Origin of the sequence: Burkholderia sp. 4M9327F10 (genome assembly GCF_005503145.1) — a bacterium.
Taxonomy (GTDB): domain Bacteria; phylum Pseudomonadota; class Gammaproteobacteria; order Burkholderiales; family Burkholderiaceae; genus Paraburkholderia.
Map to the genome: position 1 here is coordinate 68627 of NZ_SCNV01000016.1, position 17521 is coordinate 86147.

Annotated in this window: 23 protein-coding genes; 22 read left to right on the forward strand and 1 reads right to left on the reverse strand. The window is 63.1% G+C overall.

Annotated features, from left to right (window positions below; genetic code table 11):
* The first annotated feature begins 30 nt into the window (after positions 1 to 30).
* The 21 genes from FFS45_RS16960 (at position 31) to tatC (ending at position 15295) form a co-directional block, all read left to right on the forward strand.
* Positions 31 to 660, forward strand: coding sequence for an ABC transporter substrate-binding protein (locus FFS45_RS16960; RefSeq protein WP_137955788.1), 630 nt, complete (start codon positions 31 to 33; stop codon positions 658 to 660).
* On the forward strand, positions 657 to 962 hold the full coding sequence (locus tag FFS45_RS16965; protein WP_171029667.1) for an STAS domain-containing protein: 306 nt from the start codon (positions 657 to 659) through the stop codon (positions 960 to 962). The genes FFS45_RS16960 and FFS45_RS16965 overlap by 4 nt, the downstream gene beginning before the upstream one ends.
* Positions 963 to 1131: 169 nt before the next feature.
* Positions 1132 to 2064 carry an ABC transporter ATP-binding protein gene (locus FFS45_RS16970; RefSeq protein ID WP_137955790.1) on the forward strand — a complete coding sequence of 311 codons (933 nt, stop codon included), beginning with the start codon at positions 1132 to 1134 and terminating at the stop codon, positions 2062 to 2064.
* Positions 2061 to 2828: an ABC transporter permease gene (locus FFS45_RS16975; RefSeq protein WP_137955791.1), complete on the forward strand. Its 768-nt coding sequence runs from the start codon at positions 2061 to 2063 to the stop codon at positions 2826 to 2828. The genes FFS45_RS16970 and FFS45_RS16975 overlap by 4 nt, the downstream gene beginning before the upstream one ends.
* 14 nt (positions 2829 to 2842) lie before the next feature.
* On the forward strand, positions 2843 to 3082 hold the full coding sequence (locus FFS45_RS16980; protein WP_074262648.1) for a BolA family protein: 240 nt from the start codon (positions 2843 to 2845) through the stop codon (positions 3080 to 3082).
* Positions 3083 to 3193: 111 nt separating this feature from the next.
* Positions 3194 to 4456, forward strand: coding sequence for a UDP-N-acetylglucosamine 1-carboxyvinyltransferase (murA, locus tag FFS45_RS16985; protein WP_171029669.1), 1263 nt, complete (start codon positions 3194 to 3196; stop codon positions 4454 to 4456).
* Positions 4453 to 5151 carry an ATP phosphoribosyltransferase gene (hisG, locus tag FFS45_RS16990; RefSeq protein ID WP_137955793.1) on the forward strand — a complete coding sequence of 233 codons (699 nt, stop codon included), beginning with the start codon at positions 4453 to 4455 and terminating at the stop codon, positions 5149 to 5151. Before murA ends, hisG begins: the two co-directional genes overlap by 4 nt.
* Positions 5152 to 5250: 99 nt before the next feature.
* Positions 5251 to 6573 carry a histidinol dehydrogenase gene (hisD, locus tag FFS45_RS16995; protein ID WP_137955794.1) on the forward strand — a complete coding sequence of 441 codons (1323 nt, stop codon included), beginning with the start codon at positions 5251 to 5253 and terminating at the stop codon, positions 6571 to 6573.
* Between the two features lie 118 nt (positions 6574 to 6691).
* Positions 6692 to 7762 carry a histidinol-phosphate transaminase gene (hisC, locus tag FFS45_RS17000; RefSeq protein ID WP_137955795.1) on the forward strand — a complete coding sequence of 357 codons (1071 nt, stop codon included), beginning with the start codon at positions 6692 to 6694 and terminating at the stop codon, positions 7760 to 7762.
* Between the two features lie 94 nt (positions 7763 to 7856).
* A complete protein-coding gene (gene hisB, locus FFS45_RS17005; RefSeq protein ID WP_117338061.1) occupies positions 7857 to 8444 on the forward strand; it encodes an imidazoleglycerol-phosphate dehydratase HisB in 588 nt (195 codons plus the stop codon).
* 115 nt (positions 8445 to 8559) lie between these two features.
* Positions 8560 to 9180 carry a MarC family protein gene (locus FFS45_RS17010; RefSeq protein WP_137955796.1) on the forward strand — a complete coding sequence of 207 codons (621 nt, stop codon included), beginning with the start codon at positions 8560 to 8562 and terminating at the stop codon, positions 9178 to 9180.
* Entirely contained in the window at positions 9177 to 9818 is a 642-nt protein-coding gene (hisH, locus tag FFS45_RS17015; protein WP_137955797.1) for an imidazole glycerol phosphate synthase subunit HisH, read from the forward strand. The genes FFS45_RS17010 and hisH overlap by 4 nt, the downstream gene beginning before the upstream one ends.
* 209 nt (positions 9819 to 10027) lie before the next feature.
* On the forward strand, positions 10028 to 10780 hold the full coding sequence (gene hisA, locus FFS45_RS17020) for a 1-(5-phosphoribosyl)-5-[(5-phosphoribosylamino)methylideneamino]imidazole-4-carboxamide isomerase (RefSeq protein ID WP_137955798.1): 753 nt from the start codon (positions 10028 to 10030) through the stop codon (positions 10778 to 10780).
* 136 nt (positions 10781 to 10916) lie between these two features.
* Complete coding sequence (hisF, locus tag FFS45_RS17025) at positions 10917 to 11690, forward strand: imidazole glycerol phosphate synthase subunit HisF (protein ID WP_137955799.1); 774 nt, start codon at positions 10917 to 10919, stop codon at positions 11688 to 11690.
* Position 11691: 1 nt separating this feature from the next.
* The gene (hisI, locus tag FFS45_RS17030) at positions 11692 to 12102 is read left to right on the forward strand and encodes a phosphoribosyl-AMP cyclohydrolase (protein ID WP_171029670.1); all 411 of its coding nucleotides are present in this window, start codon (positions 11692 to 11694) and stop codon (positions 12100 to 12102) included.
* Positions 12099 to 12464 carry a phosphoribosyl-ATP diphosphatase gene (locus tag FFS45_RS17035; protein WP_090693607.1) on the forward strand — a complete coding sequence of 122 codons (366 nt, stop codon included), beginning with the start codon at positions 12099 to 12101 and terminating at the stop codon, positions 12462 to 12464. The genes hisI and FFS45_RS17035 overlap by 4 nt, the downstream gene beginning before the upstream one ends.
* A 125-nt stretch (positions 12465 to 12589) precedes the next feature.
* Complete coding sequence (locus tag FFS45_RS17040; RefSeq protein ID WP_137955800.1) at positions 12590 to 12985, forward strand: hypothetical protein; 396 nt, start codon at positions 12590 to 12592, stop codon at positions 12983 to 12985.
* A 43-nt stretch (positions 12986 to 13028) separates the two neighbouring features.
* A complete protein-coding gene (locus FFS45_RS17045; RefSeq protein ID WP_137955801.1) occupies positions 13029 to 13394 on the forward strand; it encodes a histidine triad nucleotide-binding protein in 366 nt (121 codons plus the stop codon).
* A gap of 275 nt (positions 13395 to 13669) precedes the next feature.
* Complete coding sequence (gene tatA / locus FFS45_RS17050) at positions 13670 to 13909, forward strand: Sec-independent protein translocase subunit TatA (protein ID WP_137955802.1); 240 nt, start codon at positions 13670 to 13672, stop codon at positions 13907 to 13909.
* Positions 13910 to 13947: 38 nt separating this feature from the next.
* Positions 13948 to 14478 (forward strand): Sec-independent protein translocase protein TatB, encoded by a 531-nt coding sequence (gene tatB, locus FFS45_RS17055; protein WP_137955803.1) that lies wholly within the window; start codon positions 13948 to 13950, stop codon positions 14476 to 14478.
* Between the two features lie 34 nt (positions 14479 to 14512).
* Positions 14513 to 15295, forward strand: coding sequence for a twin-arginine translocase subunit TatC (gene tatC, locus FFS45_RS17060; RefSeq protein WP_137955804.1), 783 nt, complete (start codon positions 14513 to 14515; stop codon positions 15293 to 15295).
* A 175-nt stretch (positions 15296 to 15470) separates the two neighbouring features.
* On the opposite strand, the gene FFS45_RS17065 is transcribed toward tatC, so the two are convergent.
* Positions 15471 to 16688 (reverse strand): Do family serine endopeptidase, encoded by a 1218-nt coding sequence (locus FFS45_RS17065; protein WP_137955805.1) that lies wholly within the window; start codon positions 16686 to 16688, stop codon positions 15471 to 15473.
* A gap of 19 nt (positions 16689 to 16707) precedes the next feature.
* Between FFS45_RS17065 and FFS45_RS17070 the strand changes: the two genes are divergently transcribed.
* The gene (locus FFS45_RS17070; protein ID WP_137955806.1) at positions 16708 to 17454 is read left to right on the forward strand and encodes a Nif3-like dinuclear metal center hexameric protein; all 747 of its coding nucleotides are present in this window, start codon (positions 16708 to 16710) and stop codon (positions 17452 to 17454) included.
* Positions 17455 to 17521 lie beyond the last annotated feature (67 nt).

A 17521-nucleotide genomic window follows, 5' to 3' on the forward strand; every position in this document is an offset into this window, starting at 1 on the left:
CACTGCATTATTCTTTCTGCCAGGTTCAATATGAAAAAATTTTTCCTCATACCGTTTTTTGCCGCGTTGTTTTCGTTTGGTAGCGCCGCTTTCGCGCAAACAGTCGATAGCAGCTCGCCCGATGGCCTGATCAAGACGGTGACCCAGCAGGTGGTCGACGCCGTGCGCAACGACAAGTCGATCCAGCAGGGCGATATTTCCCACATCACGCAGCTCGTCAACGAGAAGATCCTGCCGTACACGGACTTCCGCCGCACCACCCAACTGGCAATGGGCCGCAACTGGCGTACCGCCACGCCCGACCAGCAGAACGCCGTGGTCGAGCAGTTCAAGATGCTGCTGATCCGCACGTATTCGGGCGCGCTCGCCCAGGTGAAGGACCAGCAGATCCAGTACAAGCCGTTCCGTATGAACCCGGACGACACCGACACGGTGGTGCGCTCGGTGGTGATGAACAACGGCTCGCCGGTCGAACTGGACTATCGCCTGTACAAGACGCCGCAGGGCTGGCGCGTGTATGACATCAACGTGCTCGGCGCATGGCTGATCCAGGCATATCAGCAGCAGTTCAACGAGCAGATCCAGCAGCACGGCGTGGACGGCCTGATCCAGTTCCTCACGCAGCGCAATCAGCAACTGGCTGCGGGCAAGCAGTCGTGAGCACAACGGTGAACGCCGAAGTCCGCTCCGTTGCCGGCCGTTTCGAGACCGGCGCGGCGCTGACCCACGCGAGCGCGAAGGCCGCGCTCGCCGCCGGTCTGCAGCGGATCGCGGCGGGCGCGAGCAGCGTCGATTGCACACCGCTCGCGCAGTTCGATTCGTCGGCGCTCGCCGTGCTGATCGCGTGGCAACGGGCTGCCAGGGCGCGCGGCGGCGCGCTCGAAATCATCAATCTGCCGGCTGGTCTCGCCAGCCTCGCGCAAGCCTACGGCGTCGACACGCTTCTCACCGCGCGACATTGACGCTCCACTGACGCGTCAGGCGTCGCCTCCCACCCCCTCGGGTCAAGTCGGGGCTTCCGACTTTGCCCTATAATCAAACGTTTTTTGGGGCTTTCAACAGGCCCCAATTCCGTTCCTTCCAGCATATTGCGCCCCTTTCAGGCGCCGTGATCCAAAGCGGCACACAGTCATGCCAGCCATAGAAATTCGTAACGTCAAGAAGCGCTACAAAGATCTTCAGGCGCTCAAGAGCGTCAGCCTCACGGTGGAAGAAGGCGAGTTTTTCGGACTGCTCGGTCCGAACGGCGCGGGCAAGACGACCCTGATCAGCATTCTCGCCGGTCTCGCGCGCGCCGATGAAGGCAGTATCGCGGTGCGCGGCCACGACGTGGTCGGCGACTTCCGCGGCGCCCGCCGCTCGCTCGGCGTCGTGCCTCAGGAACTCGTGTTCGACCCGTTCTTTACGGTGCGCGAAACCTTGCGCATCCAGTCCGGCTACTACGGCCTGCGCAACAACGACGCGTGGATCGACGAGGTGATGGCCAATCTCGATCTCACCGAAAAGGCCGACGCCAATATGCGCGCTCTGTCAGGCGGGATGAAGCGCCGCGTGCTGGTCGCGCAGGCGCTGGTGCACCGGCCGCCGGTCATCGTGCTCGACGAGCCGACCGCCGGCGTAGACGTGGAACTGCGGCAAACCCTGTGGAAATTCATCTCGCGTCTGAATCGCGAGGGGCACACGATCGTCCTGACCACGCACTATCTGGAAGAGGCCGAGTCGCTGTGCGACCGCATCGCCATGTTGCGGCGCGGCGAAGTGGTGGCGCTCGACCGCACCAGCACACTGCTGCAGCGCTTTGCCGGCATGCAACTGTTCCTGCGTTTTGCGCAGGGCGTGCTGCCGGTCGAACTGCGCGCGCTCGAAGTGGAAGCGGGCGCGGGTAACGGCAATGGCCGCCAGCATCTGCTGCGCCTGTCGAGCTACGACGAGGTCGAGCGGATCCTCGCGCAATGCCGCAACGCGGGTTGCACATTCGAAGAAATCGAGGTGTGCAAGGCCGACCTCGAAGACGTGTTCGTTCAGGTGATGAACGGTCCGGAAGTGATCGAGGGGCTTGCATGAGCGGCTACAGTAGCGGATTCGGTACGCTGTTTTATAAGGAAATCCTGCGGTTCTGGAAGGTGTCGTTTCAGACGGTTCTGGCTCCGGTGATTACCGCGTTGTTGTATCTGACGATCTTCGGCCACGCGCTGCGCGGCCACGTGCAGGTCTATCCGGGCGTCGAATACACCAGCTTCCTGATTCCGGGCCTTGTGATGATGAGCGTATTGCAGAATGCGTTCGCCAACAGTTCGTCGTCGCTGATCCAGTCGAAGATCACCGGCAACCTGGTGTTCGTCCTGTTGCCGCCGCTGTCGCACTACGAGATGTACTTCGCGTACGTGCTGGCCTCGGTGGTGCGCGGGCTGGCAGTCGGCTTCGGAGTCTTTATCGTGACCATCTGGTTCGTGCCGGTGAGTTTCAGCGCGCCTTTGATGATCGTCGCGTTCGCGGTGTTCGGCGCCGGGATCCTCGGCACGCTGGGTCTGATTGCCGGAATCTGGGCCGAGAAGTTCGACCAGCTCGCCGCTTTCCAGAATTTTCTGATCATGCCGCTCACGTTCCTTTCAGGCGTGTTCTACTCGACGCACACGCTGCCCCCGGTGTGGCGCGAAGTGTCGCGGCTCAATCCTTTTTTCTACATGATCGACGGCTTTCGCTACGGTTTCTTCGGGGTCTCGGATATCGATCCGCTCGTGAGCCTGGCCATCGTCGCCGGTTTCTTTGTGGTGCTGGCCGTGGTGGCGATGCGCATGCTCGCCTCCGGCTACAAGCTGCGCCACTGACGAGGAGCTTTCTTATGTTGCCGACTCCCGAACAGGTCAAGCAATACATTGCGGTTGGGCTCGCCTGCGAGCATCTCGAGGTCGAAGGCGACGGTCAGCATTTCTTTGCGACCATCGTCTCGCCGAGCTTCGAAGGCAAGCGCCTGATCCAGCGTCATCAACTCGTGTATGCGGCGCTCGGCGATCGCATGCGCGAAGAAATTCACGCGCTCAGCATGAAAACGCTGACGCCCGCCGAATGGCAAAACGCGTAATCTGGAACGTTAGTGCGAATTACACAAGATAGGCGCGATGCCGGTAGCGGCGCCGCCACAGCAAGCAATGCAGTCCCGGCGCCAGGCCGGATCGATCAGGAGACGACAGGGATGGACAAACTTGTCATTGAAGGCGGCCAGCGGCTGGCCGGTGAGATTGTCGTGTCGGGGGCGAAGAATGCCGCCTTGCCGATTCTGTGCGCCGGGTTGCTGAGCGCGGAGCCGGTTCATCTCGAGAACGTGCCGGACCTGCAGGACGTGCGAACCACGCTCAAGCTGCTCAACCAGATGGGCGTGCGCACCGAAGCGGGCGCGGGGCGTGTGTCGCTCGACGCGTCGAAGGTCGACAACCTCGTGGCGCCGTATGAGCTGGTGAAGACCATGCGCGCTTCGATTCTGGTGCTCGGGCCACTGCTCGCGCGCTTCGGTGAGGCGAAGGTGTCGCTGCCGGGCGGCTGCGCCATCGGCGCGCGGCCGGTCGACCAGCACATCAAGGGCCTGCAGGCGATGGGCGCGGAAATCACCATCGAGCACGGCTTCATTGAAGCGCGCGCGAAGCGTCTGAAGGGCGCGCGCATCGTCACCGACATGATCACCGTCACCGGCACCGAGAATCTGCTGATGGCAGCGGTGCTGGCCGAGGGCGAGACCGTCATCGAGAACGCCGCACGCGAGCCGGAAGTGGGCGATCTCGCGCATCTGCTCGTCGAAATGGGCGCGCAGATCGAAGGCATCGGCACCGACCGTCTGGTGATCCAGGGCGTCGACAAGCTGCATGGCGCGAAGCACACCGTGATTCCCGACCGGATCGAAGCCGGCACGTTCCTGTGCGCGGTGGCGGCGGCAGGTGGCGACGTGATCCTGCGCAAGGTGCGTCCGCTGATCCTCGAAGCTGTGACGGAAAAGCTGCGCGAAGCGGGTGTGACGATCGAAGAGGGTGACGACTGGATGCGCGTGCGCATGGACCAGCGTCCGCATGCGGTGAATGTGCGCACCTCCGAGTACCCGGCTTTCCCGACCGACATGCAGGCGCAGTTCATGGCCCTGAACGCGATCGCCAACGGCACCTCGCAAGTCGTCGAAACGATTTTCGAGAACCGCTTCATGCACGTGCAGGAGCTCAACCGGCTCGGCGCCAGCATCACGATTGACGGCAACACGGCGCTCGTGAACGGTGTCGACAAGCTGTCGGGCGCCAAGGTCATGGCTACCGATCTGCGCGCCTCGGCAAGCCTCGTGATCGCCGGCCTGTGCGCCGACGGCGAGACGCTGATCGACCGCATCTATCACCTGGATCGCGGCTACGACCGGATGGAGTCGAAGCTGACGGCCGTCGGTGCGAAGGTGCGCCGCATTGCGGGGAGCCAGGCATGAGCTCGGTTGCACAAACCTCGTCATCCCCGGCTGTGAGCGCGCCGCTCACGCTCGCGCTGTCGAAGGGGCGCATCTTCGAAGAAACCTTGCCGTTGCTGGCAGCCGCCGGCGTGCAGGTGGCCGAAGACCCGGAAACCTCGCGCAAGCTGATCCTGCCGACAACCGACGCCAACCTGCGCGTCATCATCGTGCGTGCCACCGATGTGCCGACCTACGTCGAATACGGCGCGGCCGATTTCGGCGTGGCGGGCAAGGACGTGCTGCTCGAACACGGCGGCAGCGGCCTGTACCAGCCGGTCGACCTCGATATCGCGCGCTGCCGGATGTCGGTGGCCGTGGCGGCGGGCTTCGATTATGAGAACGCCGTGCGCCAGGGCGCCCGGCTGCGCGTCGCGACCAAGTATGTGGAAACGGCCCGCGAGCATTTCGCTTCGAAGGGCGTGCACGTCGACCTGATCAAGCTGTACGGTTCCATGGAACTCGCGCCGCTGGTGGGCCTTGCCGACGCCATCGTCGACCTGGTCAGCTCGGGCGGCACCTTGCGGGCCAATAATCTTGTCGAGGTGGAGGAGATCATGCAGATCTCGTCGCGCCTCGTCGTGAACCAGGCGGCGCTCAAGCTCAAACGCGCCGCGCTGCGGCCGTTCCTCGACGCGTTCGAACGCGCGTCGCGGCGCGCCGAAGCGGCGGCCTGAGGGCGCCTGACGGTGCCTGATGCGCGCTTGATGCTGCCTGACGTTGTTTGATGTAGCTTGAAGGGGCCTCACGCGCGCCTTACCGAAACGGATACCAGCATGTCTATCAAGATTCGCAAACTCGACTCCAGCGCTCCCGATTTCCAGAAGGCGCTGCACGCGGTGCTCGCGTTCGAGGCGAGCGAGGACGAAGCGATCGAGCGCTCGGTGGCGCAGATTCTGGCCGACGTGAAAGCTCGCGGCGATGCAGCCGTGCTCGAGTACACCAACCGCTTCGACCGTCTGTCGGCGCCGAGCGTGGCTGCGCTCGAACTGCCGATGGCGGAACTCGAAGCTGCGCTGGAAGGGCTCGACCCGCGCCGCCGTGCGGCTCTGGAAGCGGCCGCGGCGCGTGTGCGCGGCTACCACGAGAAGCAGAAGATCGAATGCGGCAGCCATAGCTGGCAGTACACCGAGGCGGACGGCACCGTGCTCGGCCAGAAGGTCACGCCTTTGGACCGCGCCGGCATCTACGTGCCGGGCGGCAAGGCGGCCTATCCGTCGTCGGTGCTGATGAACGCGATTCCGGCGCGGGTGGCCGGCGTGCGTGAAATCGTCATGGTGGTGCCGACCCCGGATGGCGTGAAAAATCCGCTGGTGCTGGCGGCCGCCCTGCTGGGCGGCGTCGACCGCGTGTTCACCATCGGTGGTGCGCAGGCGGTCGGGGCGCTGGCTTACGGCACGGCGAGCGTGCAGGCGGTCGACAAGATCTGCGGCCCCGGCAATGCGTATGTGGCGTCGGCCAAGCGGCGCGTGTTCGGCACGGTCGGGATCGATATGATTGCCGGCCCGTCCGAAATCCTCGTTCTGTGCGACGGCACCACCGATCCGCGCTGGGTCGCGATGGACCTGTTCTCGCAGGCCGAGCACGACGAACTCGCGCAATCCATCCTGCTGTGCCCGGACGACGCCTTTATCGGCCGCGTACACGACGCGATCAACGAACTGCTGCCCACCATGCCGCGCCAGGACGTGATCCGCGCGTCGCTGGAAGGCCGCGGCGCGCTGGTCAAGGTGCGCGACATGGCCGAAGCCTGCGCGATCGCCAACGACATCGCGCCGGAACACCTGGAAATTTCCGCGCTCGACCCGCATCAATGGGGCAAGCTGATTCGCCACGCCGGTGCGATCTTCCTCGGCCGCTACACCAGCGAAAGTCTCGGCGATTACTGCGCGGGGCCGAATCACGTGCTGCCTACGTCGCGCACCGCACGGTTCTCGTCGCCGCTTGGGGTCTATGATTTCTTCAAGCGCTCGAGTGTGATCGAAGTCAGCGCGGAAGGCGCACAGACGCTGGGTGAGATTGCGGCGGAGCTGGCGTACGGCGAAGGACTGCCCGCGCATGCCCGCAGCGCCGAATACCGCATGAAGCAGAGCGGCTGAGCCCATCGGGCATAATCTGACTTAAAACAAGCAGCGCGTTGCCACAATATTGACCAACCGGGGCGGCTCTCGCGCCGCCCTTGCATGACCTGCCCGGCGTGGGCGGGTCCGCCCATTCATGACGACACCTCAAGACATCATTCGCCGCGACGTGCTCGCGATGACGAGCTATCCGGTTCCGGACGCGACGGGCTTTGTCAAGCTCGACGCCATGGAGAATCCGTTCCCCTTGCCGGCGCCGCTCGCGGCGCAGCTCGGCGAGCGTCTCGCCGGTGTCGCGCTGAACCGCTATCCGGCGCCGCGCCCGCAGGCGCTGCTCGAAAAGATCAAGCACGTGATGAACGTGCCGGCCAACTGCGAGGTGCTGCTGGGCAACGGCTCGGACGAAATCATCAGCATGATCTCGATGGCCTGCGCCAAACCGGGCGCCAAGGTGCTCGCACCGGTGCCGGGCTTCGTGATGTACCAGTTGTCGGCGAAGCTGGCGAATCTGGAATTCGTCGGCGTGCCGCTGAAGGCGGATTTCACGCTGGACACCGAAGCGATGCTTGCCGCGATCGCGGAGCATCAGCCGGCCATCGTCTATCTGGCCTACCCCAACAATCCGACCGGCACGCTCTACGACGACGCCGACATGGAACGCATCATCGCCGCCGCCGAGAAGAGCCTGGTGGTGATCGACGAGGCATATCAGCCGTTCGCGCAGCAAAGCTGGCTGTCGCGTGCCGACGCGTTCGACAATGTGGTGGTGATGCGCACGGTGTCGAAGCTCGGTCTCGCCGGTATCCGCCTTGGCTATCTGGTCGGCAGCCCGGCCTGGCTCACGGAATTCGACAAGGTTCGGCCGCCTTACAACATCAATGTATTGACGCAGGCCACCGCCGATTTCCTGCTCGATCACCTCGACGTCCTCGACGCGCAAGCCGCGCAACTGCGCGAGGAACGCACCAGACTGGCGCTCGCGGTGGGCCAGTTGCCGGGCGCCGAAGTGTTCCCGAGCGCGGGCAACTTCCTGCTGGTGCGGGTGCCTGACGCATCCGTTATGTTCGAAACCCTGCTTACCGCACGGGTTTTGATCAAAAACGTGAGTAAAATGCACCCATTGCTGGCAAATTGCGTGCGCCTGACGGTCGGTTCCCCTGAAGAAAACGCGCAATTGCTGGCCGCACTGAAACTCGTGCTGCATTAAATGGCGTGCCGTCGCGCCGCGCACCGCATGGCGGGCGCGGCATTCGGCGTTCCCCCAACTCCCTTTCTTTCATAGTCAGATTCGAGGAATTACCATGCGCCAGGCGGAAGTCGTTCGCGACACTAGCGAAACGCAGATCCGTATCAAGATCAATCTGGACGGCACCGGCAAGCAAAAGCTCGCCACCGGTGTGCCGTTCCTCGACCACATGCTCGACCAGATCGCGCGGCATGGATTGATCGATCTCGACATCGAGGCGCATGGCGACACGCATATCGACGACCACCATACGGTCGAGGATGTCGGCATCACGCTGGGACAGGCGGTCGCGAAGGCGGTCGGCGACAAGAAGGGCATTCGCCGCTACGGTCATTCTTACGTGCCGCTGGACGAAGCGCTGTCGCGCGTGGTGATCGACTTTTCCGGCCGGCCGGGCCTCGAATTCCACGTGCCGTTCACGCGCGCGCGCATCGGTACGTTCGACGTCGACCTGTCCATCGAATTCTTCCGCGGCTTTGTCAATCACGCCGGCGTGACGCTCCATATCGACAACCTGCGCGGCCTGAACGCCCATCATCAGATGGAGACGGTGTTCAAGGCGTTCGGGCGTGCCTTGCGCATGGCGGTGGAGCTGGACGAGCGCGCGGCGGGGCAGATTCCGTCGACCAAAGGTAGCCTGTAAGCGCCCCCCAGGGCCTGTCGCGCCGCGCCAGGACCGCATCTGGGGCGGCCCGGCGTTTTCCAAGAGCAGCAGACTAACCGGACCGGGCGCGCGCCTTGCGTGAGCCCGGCTTGCGATGGATATCCTCAAGTCGTTCATCTCGCTCCTGGCGCTGATCAATCCAGTGGGCGCGATTCCGTTCTTTATGAGCCTGACGGCGCAGCAGTCGGACGGCGAGCGGCGCCGGACCATCCGGATTGCAGCGGTGTCGGTGTTCTTCGTGATTGCGGTGACGACGCTGCTCGGGCAGCAGATCATCAGCTTCTTTGGCATTTCGGTCGGCTCGCTGCAGGTGGGCGGCGGCATCATCATGCTGCTGATGGCGATCAATATGCTGAATGCACAGATCGGCAACAGCCGTTCGACGCCGGAAGAGCGCCACGAGGCCGAGCAGAAGGACAATGTCGCGGTGGTGCCGCTCGCCATCCCGCTCTTGACGGGACCGGGCGCCATCAGCACGGTGATTATCTATGCGGCACACTCGCCTCATTGGTACGACCGGATTAGTCTTATTGTTATTGGCGCCGTGCTGGCCGTGATCTGTTTCTTCTCGCTGCGGCTCGCTGAACCGATCGCCCGCTGGGTGGGGCGCACAGGGATCAATATCGGCACGCGGCTGATGGGTTTGATGTTGTCGGCGCTGGCGGTGGAATTCATCGTCGACGGTCTGAAGGCGTTACTGCCTAACTTGAAATGAAAACTTCGATTGCGATTGTGGATTACGGGATGGGCAACCTGCGTTCGGTCGCCCAGGCGTTGAGGAAGGCCGCGCCGGAAGCGGAAGTGGCGATCGTCGACCAGCCGGAAGCGATCCGCGCGGCGGACCGCGTGGTGCTGCCCGGCCAGGGTGCGATGCCCGACTGCATGCGCTGTCTCGGCGCATCCGGCCTGCAGGAGGCGGTGATTGAAGCGTCGCGCAGCAAGCCGCTGATGGGCGTGTGCGTGGGCGAGCAGATGCTGTTCGACTGGAGCGCCGAGGGCGACACGCCGGGCCTCGGCCTGCTGCCCGGCAAGGTGCTGCGCTTCGATCTCGAAGGCCAGGTGCAGGACGACGGCTCGCGCTTCAAGGTGCCGCAGATGGGCTGGAATCGCGTGCGCCAGACCGTACCGCACCCGCTGTGGGATGGCGTCGCCGACGGCAGCTTCTTCTACTTCGTGCACAGCTATTACGTGGCGCCTGAGAACGCCGCGCATACCTCTGGTGAGACCGTGTACGGCGTGCCTTTTACCTCGGCGGTGGCGCGGGACAACATCTTCGCGACCCAATTCCACCCGGAAAAGAGCGCCGAGGCGGGCCTGCGCGTGTACCGGAACTTCGTGCACTGGAACCCGTGAGCGCTTACTGTCCCCTGTGTTCCGTTCAATCGCGCGCCGCGCGGCTCATGCCCGCCGCTGCGCGGACCCGCGTCCGCTATGCCCGATGCACGCGAACCGGAGTACTGAAAGAGTTGTACTAAACTAGCGAAACGGTGCGCGAGCCGGCCTATCCTGCCGCTCGGCGCCGTCCGACTTTAAACCTTCTTCCCTGACAACACCCGATTGCTATGCTGCTGATTCCCGCCATCGACCTGAAAGATGGTCAGTGTGTACGCCTCAAACAGGGCGACATGGACCAGGCGACGATTTTCTCCGAGGAACCGGCGGCTATGGCCCGACATTGGGTCGACCGCGGCGCCCGGCGCCTGCACCTCGTCGACCTCAATGGAGCGTTTGCCGGCAAGCCGAAGAACGAAGACGCCATCCGCGCGATCATCGAAGAAGTCGGTGGCGAGATTCCCGTCCAGCTGGGCGGCGGAATCCGCGACCTGAACACGATCGAGCGCTATCTGGACGATGGCCTGTCGTATGTGATCATCGGCACGGCGGCGGTGAAGAATCCCGGCTTCCTGCAGGACGCCTGCACGGCGTTCGGCGGCCATATCATCGTCGGGCTGGACGCGAAAGACGGCAAGGTCGCCACGGACGGCTGGAGCAAGCTGACCGGCCACGAGGTTGCCGACCTCGCGCGCAAGTTCGAGGACTACGGCTGCGAATCGATCATCTATACCGATATCGGCCGCGACGGCATGCTGCAGGGCATCAACATCGACGCCACGGTGCGGCTTGCGCGCGCGGTGAAGATTCCGGTGATCGCGAGCGGTGGCCTGTCGAATCTCACGGACATCGAAGCACTGTGCGAAGTCGAAATGGAAGGCATCGAAGGCGTGATCTGCGGCCGCGCCATCTATTCGGGCGACCTCGATTTTGCGGCGGCACAGACGCTCGCCGACAAGCTGCGCGAGTCGGACGACGCCTGACTGAGTGTGCCGGCGCGCGGCGCGACGTGCCGGCCCAGCCGGTTCCCGGCCGGTCCGGCCCGGCAACACGCACCGGCATTGCGCCGCTCGCCTTAGAGCGGCTTCATTAGCGGTATTGGCAAGAATTTGCACGATCATGGCTCTAGCTAAACGCATCATCCCTTGTCTCGACGTCACGGCTGGACGCGTGGTCAAGGGCGTCAACTTCGTCGAACTGCGCGATGCGGGCGACCCCGTCGAAATTGCCCGCCGCTACGACGAGCAGGGCGCCGACGAACTCACTTTCCTCGATATCACCGCCACCTCCGACCAGCGCGACCTGATCCTGCCGATCATCGAAGCAGTCGCCTCGCAGGTGTTCATTCCGTTGACGGTCGGCGGCGGTGTGCGCGCGGTCGAAGACGTGCGGCGCCTGCTCAATGCCGGCGCGGACAAGATCAGCATGAACTCGTCGGCGGTGGCAAACCCGCAACTGGTGCGCGACGCGACCGATAAATATGGTTCGCAGTGCATCGTGGTGGCGATCGACGCCAAGCGCGTGTCGGCTGACGGCGAAGCGCCGCGCTGGGAAGTCTTCACGCATGGCGGCCGTAAGGCGACCGGGCTGGAAGCGGTCGAATGGGCGCGCAAGATGGCCGAACTCGGCGCCGGCGAAATCCTGCTGACCAGCATGGACCGCGACGGCACCAAGAGCGGTTTCGATCTGGCGCTCACGCGCGCCGTGTCGGACGCCGTGCCGATTCCGGTGATCGCCTCGGGCGGCGTCGGCTCGCTGCAACACCTGGCGGACGGCATCAAGCAAGGTCACGCAGACGCGGTGCTGGCCGCGAGCATTTTCCACTACGGCGAGCACACGGTTGGCGAAGCCAAGCGTTTCATGGCAGAGCAGGGCATTTCGGTGAGGTTGTGACGTGGTGAATCCGACAGGTGTCGACTGGCTCGACAAGGTGAAGTGGGACGCGAACGGCCTCGTGCCGGTGATCGCGCAGGAAGCGTCGAGCAACGACGTGCTGATGTTCGCGTGGATGAACCGCGAGGCGCTTGCCAAGACGATCGAGACGGGCCGCGCGGTGTATTTCTCGCGCTCGCGCCAGCGCCTGTGGTTCAAGGGCGAAGAGTCCGGCCACGTGCAGCATGTGCATGAAGTGCGGCTCGATTGCGACGAAGACGTCGTGTTGCTGAAGGTCGAGCAGGTGTCGGGCATTGCTTGCCATACCGGCCGCCACTCGTGCTTTTTCCAGAAATTCGACGGCACCGTCGACGACGGCGACTGGATCGCGGTCGACCCTGTCCTGAAAGACCCCGAACACATCTACAAATGACGCAAATTTCGCAAGACACCCTGCTGCGCCTCGCCGCCATTATCGACAGCCGCAAAGGCGGCGATCCGGACGTTTCTTACGTATCGCGCCTGTTCCACAAGGGCGACGACGCGGTTCTCAAGAAGATCGGCGAAGAAGCGACCGAAGTTGTGCTGGCCGCCAAGGACGTGCGCCAGGGCGGCGCGCCCACTGCGCTGGTCGGCGAAGTGGCCGATCTGTGGTTCCACTGCCTCGTGATGCTGTCGCACTTCGATCTGAGCCCGGCCGACGTGCTCGCCGAACTCGAGCGCCGCGAAGGCACCTCCGGCATCGAAGAGAAAGCGCTGCGCAAAAGCCGCGAGCGCGAACAGAACGGCGACTGAGCGCACCGTACCAGGCTCATCAGGCGCCCTGGGGCCAGGTGAGCCACATGAGCCGCCCGGCCTGCCATAATCTGCTGACACACCATTCCGTTGCACCCCATACCATCTGGAAGGAGGACGCAAACATGGAACAGTCGCAAGGCGCCTACCCGCCGCCGTCTTATCGCAACAACCTCGAATCGGAACGCGAACGCAGCCTGCGCACGCTCACGCACGTGCTGTATGCGCTCTATGCGATCCATTGGTTCACCGGTGGCATCTCGCTGCTGATTGCCATCATCGTCAATTACGTCAAGCGTGACGACGTGGCCGGCACGCCGTACGAGGCGCACTTCCAGTGGCAGATCCGCACCTTCTGGTGGAGCCTGCTCGGCTATGTGATCGGCTTTACGCTGCTGATTGTCATGATCGGAATTCCGATCCTCTCGGCTGTCGGAATCTGGATGTTGTACCGTATCATCAAGGGCTGGTTGTATCTGTACGGTAACAAGCCGCTGCTGAATCCGCGGGCGTGGTTCTGACGTTCGGTCCGGCCGCCTTGCACGTTTGTGTTTCAGGAAACCCATGAGCCACGATTCAAATTGCCTTTTCTGCAAGATCGCTTCGGGCGATATTCCTTCGACCAAAGTCCACGAGGACGACGAGTTCGTCGCCTTCCGCGATATCCGTCCGGCGGCCGAGACGCATGTGCTCGTGATTCCCCGCAAGCACATTGAAACGCTGTCGAACTGCGGCGAAAGCGATGCACCGCTGCTTGGTAGAATGCTTGTATTGGTGTCCCGGCTGGCACAGCAGCTTGGGGTGGCCTACACGGGCGGCGAGACCGGTTTTCGCACGGTGATCAACACCGGGCCGGGCGGCGGTCAGGAGGTGTACCACCTGCATGCCCATATTCTGGCGGGGCCGCGCCCGTGGCAACGCATGGGGTAAGCGCCGGGGCGCCGCGAACCTGCCCGCTGCCGTTGTTTTGGCGTTCGGCGGGCTGGCTGGGCGTTGCATCGTAAAGGATGGATGGGCGAGGGCGTTTTGTGCAGCACTGTAATGACGCCGTAGCGATTCACTAGACACAATCATGCGCAAAGCCGCTGGCAGGGTCTGAAGCAGCGGCGGCAAGGTATAGATGAGGCGTACGCGTCTCGATTCGGGCCGTAAGGCGCAGATAGCCGCCGCGTGCAAACGCGATGTCGGGGTTAAGGAGAGTAGTCATGGGTTCGTTTAGTATTTGGCACTGGCTGATCGTTCTGTTGATCGTTGCACTGGTGTTCGGCACGAAGAAGCTGCGCAACATCGGCACCGACCTTGGCGGCGCCGTGAAGGGCTTCAAGGAAGGCATGAAGGAAGCGGAGACACCCGCGGGCGACACGCAACAGCGTGAATTGCCGCGCAGCGACACGGTCGACGTCGACGCAAAAGAAAAGACGCCGCGTTCGGGCGACTACCGCTAAGCCGCGGCCCAACCGCGCACTGACGGGAACCCCCATTCATGCTGGACCTCGGTCTCACCAAGATGGCGCTGATCGGTGTTGTCGCTCTGGTCGTACTCGGACCGGAGCGGTTGCCGCGTGTCGCCCGTACCGCGGGGGCGCTGTTCGGCCGCGCACAACGTTATATCAACGACGTGAAGGCCGAAGTCACGCGTGAAATCGAACTCGACGAGTTGCGTCGCATGAAGACCGAGTTCGAGACTGCCGCGAGCAATGTCGAAAACACGGTTCACGACACGATGCGCAAGCACGAAACCGAGTTGAACGACGCGTGGAATGCGGGTTCGTCGGTGAGCCCCAGCATTGCCGGCGGCTCGCTCGAGGGCGCCGCGGGTAGTTCGCCGCTGGCCACGTCCTGGCACAGCACACCGGCCGCAGCCCCCAGGCGCAAGAACTGGCGCGTCAAGCAGACGGCCATGCCCACGTGGTACAAGCGTGCCACGGCCCGCCGGACGCGGGTGCAGTCGGGCGCCGCGCGCGTGGCGCGTCATACACCGGTGAGCCTGCGCCGGCCGACGCGCTTCTTCTGATGACCCTAGCGTTAATCTCCTACCGAGGGCCGGTGTGAGCGACCCCCAGCAAAGCCAAAACGAAGGCACTGAAGAGACCTTCATCTCGCATCTCGTTGAACTGCGCGACCGCATCATCCGCGCCGGGATTGCCGTTATCGTGGTGTTCATCGGGCTAGTCTACTGGGCGCCGGATATTTTCCGGCTGCTCGCACGGCCCCTGATGATGAACCTGCCGAAGGACGGCAAGCTGATCGTCACCGACGTCACCGGCTCGTTCTTCGTGCCGATGAAGGTGACCATGATGGTGGCCTTCGTGATCGCCCTGCCGGTCGTGCTGTACCAGATCTGGGCGTTTGTCGCACCGGGGCTTTACCAGCACGAAAAGAAGCTGGTCGTGCCGCTGGTGGGCAGCAGCTACATCCTGTTTCTGTGCGGCATGGCGTTTGCCTACTTTGTGGTGTTCCCGACCATCTTCCGCGTGATGGCGCACTACAACGCGCCGCTTGGCGCGGCGATGAACACCGATATCGACAATTACCTGAGTTTTGTGCTGACCATGTTCATCGCGTTCGGGGTGACCTTCGAGGTGCCGATCGTGGTGGTGCTGCTGGTCCGCATGAACCTCCTGACGGTCAAGAAGCTGCGTCAGATCCGTCCGTATGTGATCGTGGGTGCGTTCATCGTCTCCGCGGTCGTGACCCCGCCTGACGTGTTTTCACAGCTTATTCTGGCGGTACCGCTGATCGTGCTGTATGAGGCCGGGATCATCGCGGCGCGCCTGATTGTCGGCAAGCAGGCGGAAGTGGCCGACGAAGAGGGGCATGCCGCAAGCTGAACGTCGGTGAATGTCCCGGAACGGCGTCCAATACGACGCTAACAGGCTGCTGGCGGTATGAAAAAGCCGGTTCGCAGAATGCAAAAAGGATGCAAAAAAGGGCAGTCCCTGATCGGGCTGCCCTTTTGTTTTGCTGCTCCGTCTTCCAGCTGCGGTCCAGGCATTATTGCTTCGCTTAACCGCCGTCGTCGTTCTGATCGTCGCTGTCGTCAGTAGGCTGCTTGGGCGGCGGCGGGCGCTTGCCGATCATCACTTCCAGATCCATCTCGTGGTTCTTGCGCACCAGATGAATCTTCGCGTTCGTGCCCGGCTTGATCTGGGCGATCAGGTTCAGCAGGCGCGTCGTATCGGTGATGTCCTGGCCGTCCACGCTCACCAGGATGTCGCCCGGCTTGATGCCGGCGCGGTCGGCCGGCCCGTTTTTCAGCACGCCGGCCACGATTGCCCCGGACTTCTGGTCGAGCCCGAACGATTCGGCGATCTCAGGCGTGACGTCCTGCGGTTCCACGCCGATCCAGCCACGCGTGACCGAGCCGGTGGTAATGATGCTCTCCAGCACGCTGCGCGCAGTGGATACCGGTATCGCAAAACCGATTCCCAGCGAGCCGCCCGAGCGCGAATAAATCGCCGTATTGATGCCCAGCAGATTGCCGTTCACGTCCACCAGCGCGCCGCCCGAGTTGCCGGGGTTGATCGCCGCGTCAGTCTGGATGAAGTTTTCGAAGGTGTTGATGCCGAGGTGATTGCGGCCGAGCGCGCTAACGATCCCCATGGTCACCGTCTGTCCCACGCCGAACGGGTTGCCGATTGCCAGCACCACGTCGCCTACCCGGGTCTGGTCCATCCGGCCAAGCGTGATGGTGGGCAGGTTGGTCAGGTTGACCTTGAGCACCGCCAGATCGGTCTCCGGGTCGACGCCGATTACCTTGGCGGTGGTGGTGCGGCCGTCGGCGAGCGCGATTTCGATCTGATCCGCGCCGTCGACAACGTGCTGGTTCGTTAGAATGTAACCTTCCGAACTCACTATGACACCCGAGCCAAGATTGGACGCGGGTTGCTCCTGCTGCCTGCGGTTGTTGTTCTTGTCGCCGAAGAAGTAACGAAACAGCGGGTCTTTTGCCCGAGGGTCGGGCGGCAAAGATCCGTCCTTGCTGGAGAACACATTGACGACCGCGGGGGATGCCTTCTGCGCGGCGTCGGCATAGGAAGCCTGCGCAGGACCGCTACCGATGCCAGGCGCCACCTCCCGCAGTGCGACGATCGGCTCGGAGAGCTGCTTGCCGAATTGCCCTTGTCGCTGCAGCCATTGCGGTTTTAGGGTCGCAATGATGAACATCAGCGCCAACAGCACGGTCACCGCTTGGGCGAAGAACAGCCAAAAGCGTCTAAGCATCTGAAGATTAGAGGTTTATATGGATCGGATCGAACTTGAATTGTACTTGAACAAAGTCCTCGAGACCGCGCGGTTCAAGGACTACTGCCCGAACGGCCTGCAGGTGGAGGGCCGCCGCCGGGTCAACAAAATCGCGACTGGAGTGACCGCTTCATTGGCGTTCCTCGAGGCTGCGCTCGACTGGGGCGCGGACGCCGTGCTGGTCCATCACGGCTACTTCTGGCGCAACGAAGCGCCGCAGATAACCGGCCGCAAATACGGCCGCCTGAAGCTGCTGCTGGCCAACGACCTGAACCTGTTCGCCTACCACCTGCCACTCGACGATCATCCCGAGTTCGGCAATAACGCCCAATTGGGCGAAAAAATGGGCTGGATCGGCGACGTTCGGTTTGGCGAGAACGATCTGGGATGGATGACCACGCTGCCCATGCCGATCACGCTCGAGCACTTCACCGTACAGGTCGAGCAGACGTTGGGCCGCACGCCGCTGGTGTTCGGCGACCCGGAACTGCAATTGCGCCGCGTGGCGTGGTGCACGGGCGCCGCGCAAGGCTATTTCGACGCCGCGATCGAAGCCGGCGCGGACGTCTACCTGACCGGAGAAGTGTCCGAATCCATCATGCATACGTCGATGGAAAGCGGCGTCGCGTTTCTGGCCGCCGGCCACCATGCCACCGAGCGTTTCGGCGTCCAGGCCCTCGGTGCGCATCTGGCGGAATCGTTCGATATCGAGCACCTTTTTATCGATATCCCCAATCCGGTCTGATTAGTGAAGTAAAAAGCGCGAAATACGCAGGGCCCACTTAAAACGAGGTACAAAAAAGTTTCTTATT

Coding starts and splice junctions, on each gene's coding strand:
- FFS45_RS16960 (WP_137955788.1), top strand. CDS start 31: ATGAAAAAATTTTTCCTCATACCGTTTTTTGCCGCGTTGTTTTCGTTT.
- tatA (WP_137955802.1), top strand. CDS start 13,670: ATGGGTTCGTTTAGTATTTGGCACTGGCTGATCGTTCTGTTGATCGTT.
- hisF (WP_137955799.1), top strand. CDS start 10,917: ATGGCTCTAGCTAAACGCATCATCCCTTGTCTCGACGTCACGGCTGGA.
- FFS45_RS16970 (WP_137955790.1), top strand. CDS start 1,132: ATGCCAGCCATAGAAATTCGTAACGTCAAGAAGCGCTACAAAGATCTT.
- hisC (WP_137955795.1), top strand. CDS start 6,692: ATGACGACACCTCAAGACATCATTCGCCGCGACGTGCTCGCGATGACG.
- hisA (WP_137955798.1), top strand. CDS start 10,028: ATGCTGCTGATTCCCGCCATCGACCTGAAAGATGGTCAGTGTGTACGC.
- FFS45_RS17065 (WP_137955805.1), bottom strand. CDS start 16,688: ATGCTTAGACGCTTTTGGCTGTTCTTCGCCCAAGCGGTGACCGTGCTG.
- FFS45_RS17010 (WP_137955796.1), top strand. CDS start 8,560: ATGGATATCCTCAAGTCGTTCATCTCGCTCCTGGCGCTGATCAATCCA.
- FFS45_RS17045 (WP_137955801.1), top strand. CDS start 13,029: ATGAGCCACGATTCAAATTGCCTTTTCTGCAAGATCGCTTCGGGCGAT.
- FFS45_RS16980 (WP_074262648.1), top strand. CDS start 2,843: ATGTTGCCGACTCCCGAACAGGTCAAGCAATACATTGCGGTTGGGCTC.
- hisD (WP_137955794.1), top strand. CDS start 5,251: ATGTCTATCAAGATTCGCAAACTCGACTCCAGCGCTCCCGATTTCCAG.
- FFS45_RS17070 (WP_137955806.1), top strand. CDS start 16,708: ATGGATCGGATCGAACTTGAATTGTACTTGAACAAAGTCCTCGAGACC.
- FFS45_RS17035 (WP_090693607.1), top strand. CDS start 12,099: ATGACGCAAATTTCGCAAGACACCCTGCTGCGCCTCGCCGCCATTATC.
- FFS45_RS16975 (WP_137955791.1), top strand. CDS start 2,061: ATGAGCGGCTACAGTAGCGGATTCGGTACGCTGTTTTATAAGGAAATC.
- murA (WP_171029669.1), top strand. CDS start 3,194: ATGGACAAACTTGTCATTGAAGGCGGCCAGCGGCTGGCCGGTGAGATT.
- hisG (WP_137955793.1), top strand. CDS start 4,453: ATGAGCTCGGTTGCACAAACCTCGTCATCCCCGGCTGTGAGCGCGCCG.
- FFS45_RS17040 (WP_137955800.1), top strand. CDS start 12,590: ATGGAACAGTCGCAAGGCGCCTACCCGCCGCCGTCTTATCGCAACAAC.
- tatB (WP_137955803.1), top strand. CDS start 13,948: ATGCTGGACCTCGGTCTCACCAAGATGGCGCTGATCGGTGTTGTCGCT.
- hisB (WP_117338061.1), top strand. CDS start 7,857: ATGCGCCAGGCGGAAGTCGTTCGCGACACTAGCGAAACGCAGATCCGT.
- hisH (WP_137955797.1), top strand. CDS start 9,177: ATGAAAACTTCGATTGCGATTGTGGATTACGGGATGGGCAACCTGCGT.